The organism is Streptomyces sp. CC53 (assembly GCF_001865245.1).
Lineage (GTDB): Bacteria > Actinomycetota > Actinomycetes > Streptomycetales > Streptomycetaceae > Streptomyces.
In genome coordinates this window covers 1-9,200 of record NZ_MKXB01000021.1, presented here as the reverse complement: position 1 = coordinate 9,200, position 9,200 = coordinate 1, and the positions used below count along the sequence as shown (strand labels likewise).

General features: G+C 76.6%; 9 protein-coding genes. 8 read left to right on the top strand and 1 reads right to left on the bottom strand.

Annotated elements, in window-relative coordinates; genetic code table 11:
* From BJP40_RS01890 to BJP40_RS01865, 6 genes are all read left to right on the top strand, one after another.
* A partial coding sequence (locus BJP40_RS01890) for a prenyltransferase/squalene oxidase repeat-containing protein (RefSeq protein WP_256220595.1) occupies positions 1 to 1,198 on the top strand: 1,198 nt, incomplete at its 5' end.
* 5 nt (positions 1,199 to 1,203) lie between these two features.
* Positions 1,204 to 1,956 (top strand): SCO2322 family protein, encoded by a 753-nt coding sequence (locus BJP40_RS01885; protein WP_079169140.1) that lies wholly within the window; start codon positions 1,204 to 1,206, stop codon positions 1,954 to 1,956.
* Positions 1,953 to 3,065, top strand: coding sequence for a cobalt ABC transporter permease (locus tag BJP40_RS01880; RefSeq protein ID WP_071267768.1), 1,113 nt, complete (start codon positions 1,953 to 1,955; stop codon positions 3,063 to 3,065). Before BJP40_RS01885 ends, BJP40_RS01880 begins: the two co-directional genes overlap by 4 nt.
* Positions 3,062 to 4,837 carry an ABC transporter ATP-binding protein gene (locus BJP40_RS01875; protein WP_071278062.1) on the top strand — a complete coding sequence of 592 codons (1,776 nt, stop codon included), beginning with the start codon at positions 3,062 to 3,064 and terminating at the stop codon, positions 4,835 to 4,837. Before BJP40_RS01880 ends, BJP40_RS01875 begins: the two co-directional genes overlap by 4 nt.
* Positions 4,834 to 5,697 carry an ECF transporter S component gene (locus BJP40_RS01870; RefSeq protein WP_071278060.1) on the top strand — a complete coding sequence of 288 codons (864 nt, stop codon included), beginning with the start codon at positions 4,834 to 4,836 and terminating at the stop codon, positions 5,695 to 5,697. Before BJP40_RS01875 ends, BJP40_RS01870 begins: the two co-directional genes overlap by 4 nt.
* Positions 5,698 to 6,044: 347 nt before the next feature.
* Positions 6,045 to 6,452, top strand: a complete 408-nt coding sequence (locus BJP40_RS01865) for a transglycosylase SLT domain-containing protein (protein WP_071268815.1) — start codon at positions 6,045 to 6,047, stop codon at positions 6,450 to 6,452.
* A gap of 175 nt (positions 6,453 to 6,627) precedes the next feature.
* Here the strand turns inward: BJP40_RS01865 and BJP40_RS01860 are convergent, their stop codons facing one another.
* Positions 6,628 to 7,788, bottom strand: a complete 1,161-nt coding sequence (locus tag BJP40_RS01860; protein WP_071268813.1) for a steroid 3-ketoacyl-CoA thiolase — start codon at positions 7,786 to 7,788, stop codon at positions 6,628 to 6,630.
* Positions 7,789 to 8,027: 239 nt separating this feature from the next.
* Here BJP40_RS01860 and BJP40_RS01855 point away from each other — a divergent pair, with 239 nt between their 5' ends.
* Positions 8,028 to 8,711 carry an O-methyltransferase gene (locus BJP40_RS01855; protein WP_071268812.1) on the top strand — a complete coding sequence of 228 codons (684 nt, stop codon included), beginning with the start codon at positions 8,028 to 8,030 and terminating at the stop codon, positions 8,709 to 8,711.
* Position 8,712: 1 nt separating this feature from the next.
* Positions 8,713 to 9,198 carry a GNAT family N-acetyltransferase gene (locus BJP40_RS01850; RefSeq protein WP_226962676.1) on the top strand — a complete coding sequence of 162 codons (486 nt, stop codon included), beginning with the start codon at positions 8,713 to 8,715 and terminating at the stop codon, positions 9,196 to 9,198.
* Positions 9,199 to 9,200 lie beyond the last annotated feature (2 nt).

The window sequence follows — 9,200 nt, the reverse complement described above, 5'->3', positions numbered from 1 at the left end:
CGGGGCGCTCGCGCCCGCCGCCCACGCGGCCTCGTCGCCCGCCGCCGGACCGCCCGGCACCGGGCTGTACGGCACCAAGGACCCGCAGTGGGACGGTGTCTTCCGCCAGTCGCTGGCCTTCCTGGCCCAGCAGGCGACGGGGGTCGAGCCCGCGGAGGAGGCCGTCGGCTGGCTGCTGGCCCAGCAGTGCGACAACGGCGGCTTCCCCTCGTACCGTGCCGACACCTCCGCGCCCTGCGCCGCGGACCTGCCGCTCGACAGCAACGCGACCGCCCTCGCCCTCCAGGCCCTGAAGGGCGTCGACAGCCACGGGGACGAGCCCGCCAAGGCCCGGGAGAAGGCCAAGGGCTGGCTGCGCGGCAACCAGAACAAGGACGGCGGCTGGGGCTACAACCCCGGCTTCCCCAGCGACGCGAACTCCACCTCCCTCGTGATCGGCGCCCTCGCCTCGACCGGCGAGCGGCCCGGCGACGTGCTCTCCGCCGACGGCAAGAGCCCCTATGACGCGCTGCTCTCCTTCGCCGTGCCCTGCACCGCGGGCAAGGGCGCGGGCGCCTTCGCCTACCAGCCCGGCAAGGGCGGGGAGCTCCCGCCGAACGACGACGCGACGGCCGCCGCCGTTCTCGGCGGCCTCGGCAAGCACCTGCTGGTCAAGGGCATCGAGCCGGGACAGCAGCCGACCTGTGAGGACTCCGCCAAGCCCTCCGCCGAGCGGGCCGCCCGCAACGGCGCCGCGTACCTCGCCGGCGTCCTGGAGTCCAAGGGCCACGTTCCGCTGCCGGCCATGCCCGGTGCCACCGAGGCCCCCGCGGACCAGCCCGACCTGGGCAACACGGCGGACGCGGTCGTCGCGCTGTACGCGGCCGGGCACGGCGACAAGGCCGAGAAGGCCGTGGAGCTCCTGCAGAAGGAAGGCCCCGCCTGGGCGAAGGAGGCCGGTCCCGCCGCCTACGCGCAGCTCGTCCTCGCCGCCCGCGCCGCCGGCGCCGACCCCCGCGACTTCGGCGGCACCGACCTCGTGCGGGCACTGAACGCCACCGGCCCGAAGCCCGCGTCCACGCCCGAGGAGCGGGCGAAGGAGAAGGAGGCGCAGGAGGAGGAGGGCTACGGCGTCGGCTTCTGGCTGATGATCGGGGCGTTCGCCCTGGCCGGGGTGGGCATCGGCTTCCTGCTGAGCGGGCGCGGCAAGAAGCGGTAGCAGCCGTGAGCCGCATACGCCCCGCCGCAGCCTTCGCTGCGCTGCTCGCCGCACTCGCCGTACTCGCCGCCGGCGCGTCGGCGCACGCGGCGCCGCCCGGTGCGGGAGTCGCCGCCCGGTCCGGCGCGTCCGACACCGCGGCCGCGCCCGCCGCCTCCGCCGCGCCCGGCCGGTCCGGCGGGTACCGCTACTGGTCGTTCTGGGAGGCCGGCGAGGACGGGACGTGGACGTACGCCACGCAGGGCCCGGCCACGCTCAGGCCCGCCGACGGCGACGTCCACGGCTTCCGGTTCGCGGTGAGTGCCGACAGCCAGGACGCGCACCGGCCCCGGCAGGCGCCCGACTTCGCGGCGCTCTGCGCCGGCACACCCGCGAAGGAGGGCACCAAACGGGTCGGGCTGGTCCTCGACTTCGGCGTCCCCGCCGACGCGCCCGCCGGGGAACGGCCGCCCGCCCCGCGGACCGCCTGCGCCCAGGTCCCGCCGGACGCCGGCAGCGCGGACGCGCTCGCCGCGGTCGCCCCTCCGCTGCGTTACAACAGCCAGGCGCTGCTGTGCGCCATCGCGGGCTACCCGCAGCGGGGATGCGGCGAGCAGGTCGCGGCGGCCCCCGCGGACTCCCCCGCGGCGCCGGAGCCCGCGGCGCCCGAACCGGCGGACGGCGGCGGGCCCTCCGTCGGCCTGGCCGCCGGACTCGCGGCCGTCCTCCTCCTGGGTGCCGCCGCCGTCGTGCGGGCCCGGCGGCGCGGGCACCGATGAGGCTGCGCGCGCCCGAGGCGCACCGCTCCAACGCCGTGCCCGCGGGCGCCTGGTGGCTGTGGGCGCTGGGGCTCGCCGTCGCCGCGTCCCGCACCACGAACCCGCTGCTGCTGGGCCTGCTGGTCGGCGTGGCCGGGTACGTGGTGGCGGCCCGCCACCAGCCCGGTGCCCCGTGGGCCCGGTCGTACGGCATGTTCGTGAAGCTGGGCCTGTTCGTCGTGGCGCTCCGCGTGGTGTTCTCGGTCGCGCTCGGCTCCCCGATCCCGGGCACGCACGTGCTCGTCACCCTGCCCGAGGTGCCGCTGCCGGAATGGGCGCAGGGGCTGCGCCTCGGCGGCCGGGTGACGGCCGAGCAGGTGGTGTTCGCGCTGTACGACGGCGCGAAGCTCGCCGCGCTGCTGATCTGCGTGGGCGCCGCGAACGCGCTCGCCAACCCGGCGCGACTGCTGAAGTCCCTGCCGGGCGCGCTCTACGAGGCGGGCGTCGCCGTCGTCGTCGCCATGACGTTCGCGCCGAGCATGGTCGCGGACGTGGCCCGGCTGCGGACGACGCGGCGGCTGCGGGGACGCCCGACGAGCGGGGTGAAGGCGGTGCTCCAGATCGGGCTGCCGGTCCTGGAGGGGGCGTTGGAGCGGTCGGTGGCCCTGGCCGCGTCCATGGACGCGCGCGGGTACGGCCGGACCGCCGCGGTGCCCGCGCCGGTGCGGCTGCTGACGAACGTCCTGACGCTCGGCGGGCTGCTGGGCGTCTGTGCCGGGGCGTACGGGCTGGTCGCGGTGGAGGGCGCGGGGTACGGGCTGCCGCTGGTGGCGGCCGGGCTCGCCGCGGCGGTGGCGGGGCTGTGGCTGGGCGGCCGCCGCTCGGTGCGCACCCGCTACCGGCCCGACCGGTGGGGGCCGCGCGCCTGGCTGGTCGCCGGTTCGGGGGCCGCCGTCGCGGGGCTGGTGATCTGGGCGGCGACCGGCTCGGCGGCGGAGGCGCTGCGCCCGGGTGTGGCGCCGCTGGTGGCGCCGGAGCTGCCGGTGTGGCCGGCGCTGTCGGTACTGGTGGGCCTGGTGCCCGCGTTCGTGGCCCCCGTGCCGGGGGAAGTGAAGGAGCCTGTGCGGTGATCCGCTTCGAGGACGTGTCGGTGACGTACGCGGACGCCGCCGCGCCGGCCCTGGAGCACGTGGACCTGACCGTGCCGGAGGGCGAGCTGGTGCTGCTGGTCGGCCCGTCGGGGGTCGGCAAGTCGACGCTGCTGCAGGCGGTGTCGGGGCTGGTGCCGCACTTCACGGGCGGCACGCTGCGGGGCAGGGTGACCGTCGGCGGGCGCGACACGCGCACTCACCGGCCGCGTGAACTGGCCGACCTGGTGGGCACGGTGGGGCAGGACCCGCTGGCGCACTTCGTGACGGACGTGGTGGAGGACGAACTCGCTTACGGCATGGAGTCGCTCGGGCTGCCCGCCGCCGTGATGCGCCGGCGCGTCGAGGAGACCCTGGACCTGCTGGGCCTCGCGGAGCTGCGGGACCGGCCCATCGCGACGCTGTCCGGGGGGCAGCAGCAGCGGGTGGCGATCGGGTCCGTGCTGGCAGCGCACCCGAAGGTGCTGGTGCTGGACGAGCCGACGTCGGCACTGGACCCGGGCGCGGCCGAGGAGGTCCTGGCGGTGTTGCAGCGGCTGGTGCACGACCTGGGCACGACGGTGCTGATGGCGGAGCACCGGCTGGAGCGGGTCGTGCAGTACGCGGACCGGGTGGCGCTGCTGGAGGGGCGCGGGGCGCCGCTCGTGGTGGGCCCGCCCGCCGAGGTGATGGGCGTGTCCCCCGTGTACCCACCGGTGGTGGGGCTGTCCCGGGTGGCGGGCTGGACGCCTCCGGCGCTCACGGTCCGCGACGCGCGGCGCCGCGCGGAGCCGCTGCGGCAGCGGCTGGCCGCCGGTGCCGCGGGGCCGGTTCCGGCGCGGGGTGGCACCGCGGCGCCACCGCAGGGCGCGGACGCGGTGCGCGCGAGCACGGTCGCCGGGGGCCCGGGCGCCGCAGGGCGGGGAGGCGGAGAGCGGGGAGGCGGGCTGTTCGGGCGCGGCCGGTGGCCGTTCGCGCGGCGGGAGGCGCCGGAGGCCGGGCACGACGGCCTGGCCCTGGTCGAGGGGCTCGCCGTGCGGCGGGGCCGGGTGGAGGCGCTGCGGCGGGTGGACCTCGCCGTGGGTCCGGGCGAGACGGTCGCCCTGATGGGGCGCAACGGCGCGGGCAAGTCGACGCTGCTCGGTGCGTTGGCCGGGCTGGTGGAGCCGGCCGCCGGCCGGGTCCTCGCCGGGGGCCGCACCCCGCACCGGACACCGCCGCGCGAGCTGATCCGCGCGGTCGGGCTGGTGCCGCAGGAGCCTCGCGACCTGCTGTACGCGGACACGGTGGCCGCGGAGTGCGCCGGGGCGGACGCCGACGCGGGCGCCGACGCCGGGACGTGCCGGGCGCTGGTGGCGGAGCTGCTGCCGGGGGTGCCCGACGGCACACACCCGCGGGACCTGTCGGAGGGGCAGCGCCTCGTGCTGGCCCTGGCCGTGGTGCTGGCGGGGCGGCCCCGGCTGCTGCTGCTGGACGAGCCGACCCGGGGTCTGGACTACGCGGCGAAGGCCCGGCTGGTCGCGGTGCTCAGGGGCCTCGCCGGGCGCGGCCACGGCATCCTCATGGCCACGCACGACGTGGAGCTGGCGGCGGAGCTGGCGCAGCGGGTGGTGATCCTGGCGGACGGCGAGGTCGTCGCGGACGGTCCGACGCACGAGGTGGTCGTGTCGTCCCCGGCGTTCGCCCCGCAGGTCGGCAAGGTGCTGGCGCCGCTGCCGTGGCTGACCGTCGCTCAGGTCGAGGCGGCGCTCGCGGCCGAGGGGGCGGTCCGATGAGCGCGCGACCCGTGCGGCTCGGGCCCCGGTCGGTGGCGGCGCTGGTGCTGGTGGGCGCCATCGGCGTGGTGGCGTTCGGCTGGCCGCTGCTGGCGGACGCCGAGGTGGCGCGGGCGCACGCGTCGCACGCGCAGGACGCCCCGTGGCTGCTGGCGCTGCTGCTGCCGCTGCTGATCGGGGTGGTCGTGGCGACGCTGTCGGACGGCGGCGTGGACGCGAAGGCCGTCGCGATGCTGGGGGTGCTGGCGGCGGTCGGGGCGGCGCTGCGGCCGCTGGGCGCGGGCACGGCGGGCCTGGAGCCCATGTTCTTCCTGATGCTGCTGAGCGGCCGGGTGCTGGGGCCCGGGTTCGGGTTCGTCCTCGGGGCGGTGACGATCTTCGCGTCGGCGCTGCTGACGGGCGGGGTGGGGCCGTGGATGCCGTTCCAGATGCTGTCGATGGGCTGGTTCGCGATGGGGGCGGGGCTGCTGCCCGGCGCGATGGGGGTCCCCCCTGCTCGAGCGAAGCCGAGAGCTTGGGGGAGGCTGCGGGGCCGGGGCGAGCTGCTGATGCTGGCCGGGTACGGGGCGGTGGCGGCGTTCGCGTACGGGACGGTCATGAACCTGTACGGCTGGGTCACGCTCCAGGGGACGGCGAGCGGGATCGCGTTCCAGCCGGGTGACCCGCTCGCGGAGAACCTGGTGCGGTTCGCCGCGTACTGCCTGGCGACCTCCCTGGGGTGGGACGCGGGCCGGGCGGTGCTGACGGTGGTGCTGACGTTGACCATCGGATCGACGGTGCTGAAGGCCCTGAGGCGGGCGACCCGGCGGGCCGCGTTCGAGGCCCAGGTCACATTCGAAGGCACCGAAAAGCCGCATTAGGGCCCGTTCGGGGTGAGGCGCCCCACGCGACCCACGTCACATACGAAGGCGGGTAGGAGGCTTCGGGCGGGGGCCCGGTCGCCCGTGGCGACCTGCACTGCTGCGCCGTCGCGCCGCGGCCCCGGAAGCGGGGTTCTCCGGTCCCGCCTCGTACTGGGGGGGCTTTGCATCGGGCCTGCGGGCCTGGTTCATTGGTGATGTCGCCGGGCGCCGACGGCACGCCGAAGGGTTCACCCGAGGCACGACCGCAGCGCTCCTGGCAGCCGCTCCCGAGAGATCCGGGTGTCCCCGGGCCCTGGTTCCGGCATGCCTGCGACGCCCCTGTCCCCGACGTGAGGTTCTTCTACGTGTTCCGCTCCATCGCCAGCCGTCTCACCACCCGCAACAAGTCCGCCATCGCCGCAGCGACCGTGCTGCTGGGCGCTTCGGGTGCGGTGATGGGCATGACGGCCCCGGCTTCGGCCGCCCCGACCGACGCTCAGGCGATCGCCAAGAAGATGGTCCCCGCCGGCCAGTACACGTGCTTCAGCAAGATCATCGAGCGCGAGTCGGGCTGGGACCACACCGCGACCAACGCGTCCTCCGGCGCGTACGGCCTGGTGCAGGCCCTGCCCGCGTCGAAGATGGCGTCGGCCGGTTCCGACTGGAAGACCAACCCGGCCACCCAGATCGAGTGGGGCCTGGACTACATGAACGACCGCTACGGCAGCCCCTGTGGCGCCTGGAAGTTCTGGCAGGCCAACCACTGGTACTGAGCCGCCAGGCCATGAGCTGAGGGCCCGGTGAGTGCAACCCGCACTCACCGGGCCCTTCCCGTGCGCCGCGCAGGTGCGGCACGGCGCGGTGGACCGTGCGGGGCGACCGGCCCCGCCGTCGCCGCCCCGCCCGCCTGCCGCCGCCCGGTCCGCCCCGCGGCCCCGAAGCCGCTCCCTAGAGGCGCTGCAGGATCGTCGCGGTGGCGAGGGCGCCCGCCGCGCCCATCGTGACGAGCGCCACGTCCCCGTCTCGGCGCTCCAGTTCGTGCAGCGCGGAGGTGAGCAGCCGGGCGCCCGCGGCGCCACCGGGGTGGCCGAGGGCGAGGGCGCCGCCGTTGACGTTGACGCGGTCCAGTCCGTCGTCCGGACCGAGGGCCAGCGCCCAGCTGAGGACCACCGCGCCGAAGGTCTCGTCGACCTCGACGAGGTCGAGGTCCCGTACGGACATGCCGGCCTTGCCGAGGACCGCGCGGGTGGCGTCGACGGGCCCGTCCAGGGGCTGGCGCGGGTCGGTGCCCACGGCGGCCTGGGCGACGATCCGGGCACGGGGCCGCAGTCCGAGGGCGCGGGCCATGCGCCGGGACGCCCACAGGAGCGCGGCGGCTCCGTCGGCCGCCGCGGCGCGCGTGCCGGTGGTGTGGACGGCGTCCGGCATGAGCGGGGTCAGCTCGGCGAGCGCCTCCGTGGCGGAGCCCTCGCCGACGCCTTCGTCGCGGTCGACGGGCCGCCACAGGTCGTGGTCGCCGGCGGGGACCTGCACGGGGAACGTCTCGCGTTTGAAGCGCTCCTCCGCCCAGGCGGTGGCCGCGCGCTGCCGGGAGCGCAGCGCGAAGGCGTCCGTGTGGCCGCGGCTCAGCCCGCGGCGGCGGGCCAGGCGCTCGGCGGCCCGCACGGGGTGGGGGAGGTCGACGTGCCACTCGTCGGGCAGGGGCCTGCCCGGAGCGCTGCGGCTGTCGCTGCCGGGCGGGACCCGAGAAGGGGACTCGACCCCGCAGCTGACGCCGACGTCGACGGCCCCCGAAGCGATCATGTCGGCCACCATGTGGGCGGCCTGCTGCGAGGATCCGCCCTGGCAGTCGACGGTGGTCGCGGCCGTCTCGTAGGGCAGTCCCGCGGCGAGCCAGGCGGTGCGGACGGGGTTCGCGGCCTGCTCGCCGGCCTGGGTGACCGTGCCGCCCACGACCTGCTCGACGCAGTCGGCGGGGATGCCGGCGCGGTCGAGCAGCTCCCGGCAGGTCGCGGCGAGCAGCTGGGCCGGGTGGAGGGCGGCGAGCGCGCCGCCGCGCAGTCCCACGGGGGTGCGCACGGCTTCGACGATCACGGGTTCCGCGGCCATGGGCAGGTCCTCTCCTCACGCCCGCGGGCGTGACGGCCCGGGCGGGCGCGCGTGTGGGTCGACCGGACGGGTACGCGCTCTCGCTAAGTTACCGTCCAGTCTGCGGACGGCTACCGGCGGTACGCAAGGGGGCGGTGAGGGCCGACGGCTGCTCCGGTGACGCGCGGCGGAGGCCCTCCGGGGCGCGCACCAGCGAAAACGTCGACGGTGGGGGCGCGGGGTCGACTACGTTGCTGACCATGACTCAGACGCACGATGACCCGCAGGAGCTGTGGACCGCCGTCGACCACTACGTCTCCGGGCTGCTCGCCCCGGAGGACGAGGCGCTGACAGGGGCGCTCGCGGCGAGCGACGCGGCCGGGCTGCCGCAGATCGCCGTGGCGGCGAACCAGGGCAAGCTGCTCCACCTGCTGGCCCGGATGAGCGGGGCCCGCCGCATCCTGGAGATCGGCACGCTCGGCGGCTACAGCACCATCTGGCTGGCCCGCGCCCTGCCGGAGGACGGCCGGCTGGTCTCCCTGGAGTACGACGCGCGCCACGCCGACGTGGCCCGCGGCAACCTGGCCCGGGCGGGGCTCGACAAGGTCGCCGAGGTCAGGACGGGTGCGGCCCTCGACACGCTGCCGCGGTTGGCGGAGGAGGACGCGGGCCCCTTCGACCTGTTCTTCATCGACGCCGACAAGAAGAACAACCCGCGCTACGTGGAGTGGGCCCTGAGGCTGAGCCGCCCGGGCAGCGTCGTCGTGGTCGACAACGTCGTGCGGGGCGGCGCCGTCCTCGACGCCGACGGCGACGAGGCCGTGCGCGGCACACGCGAACTGTTCGACCTGGTCGCGCGCGAGCCCCGGCTGGACGCGACGGCCGTGCAGACCGTCGGGGCCAAGGGCCACGACGGACTGCTGGTCGCCCGGGTGGTGTCCTGACGTGACCGCGCACTGGGACATACGTCCCGAGCAGTACGACACGCCCGACGCGACGGGGCTGCGCCGTGACTACTACGGCGAGGTGGCCGGCCGGTACTGGGGCCGGCCCGCCACCCCGGCCGAGATCGACGAGGGGCTCACGGACGACGGCGCCGAGGCGCTGACCCCGCCGACCGGGCGGTTCCTCGTCGGGCGCAAGGACGGCGCTCCCGCCGCCTGCGGCGGCGTCCTGCTCCTGGACGCGGAGCGCGCGGAGCTGACCCGGGTGTTCGTGCGGCCCGCCTTCCGCGGCGCGGGCGGCGCGGCGCTGCTGGTGGCCGCCCTCGAAGGGGAGGCCCGGCGGCTCGGCGCCCGGACCGTCGTCCTCAACACCCGCCTCGACCTGGTGGAGGCCCGGGCGCTGTACGCCCGGCACGGGTACAGGGACGTCCCGCCCTTCGGCGACGATCCGTACGCGCAGGTCTGGCTCGGCAAGACGCTGGACTGACC

Bases quoted from the DNA above. Each gene is read 5' to 3' on its own strand.
- BJP40_RS01855 (WP_071268812.1), top strand. From the start codon at position 8,028: ATGACTCAGACGCACGATGACCCGCAGGAGCTGTGGACCGCCGTCGAC.
- BJP40_RS01880 (WP_071267768.1), top strand. From the start codon at position 1,953: ATGAGGCTGCGCGCGCCCGAGGCGCACCGCTCCAACGCCGTGCCCGCG.
- BJP40_RS01870 (WP_071278060.1), top strand. From the start codon at position 4,834: ATGAGCGCGCGACCCGTGCGGCTCGGGCCCCGGTCGGTGGCGGCGCTG.
- BJP40_RS01860 (WP_071268813.1), bottom strand. From the start codon at position 7,788: ATGGCCGCGGAACCCGTGATCGTCGAAGCCGTGCGCACCCCCGTGGGA.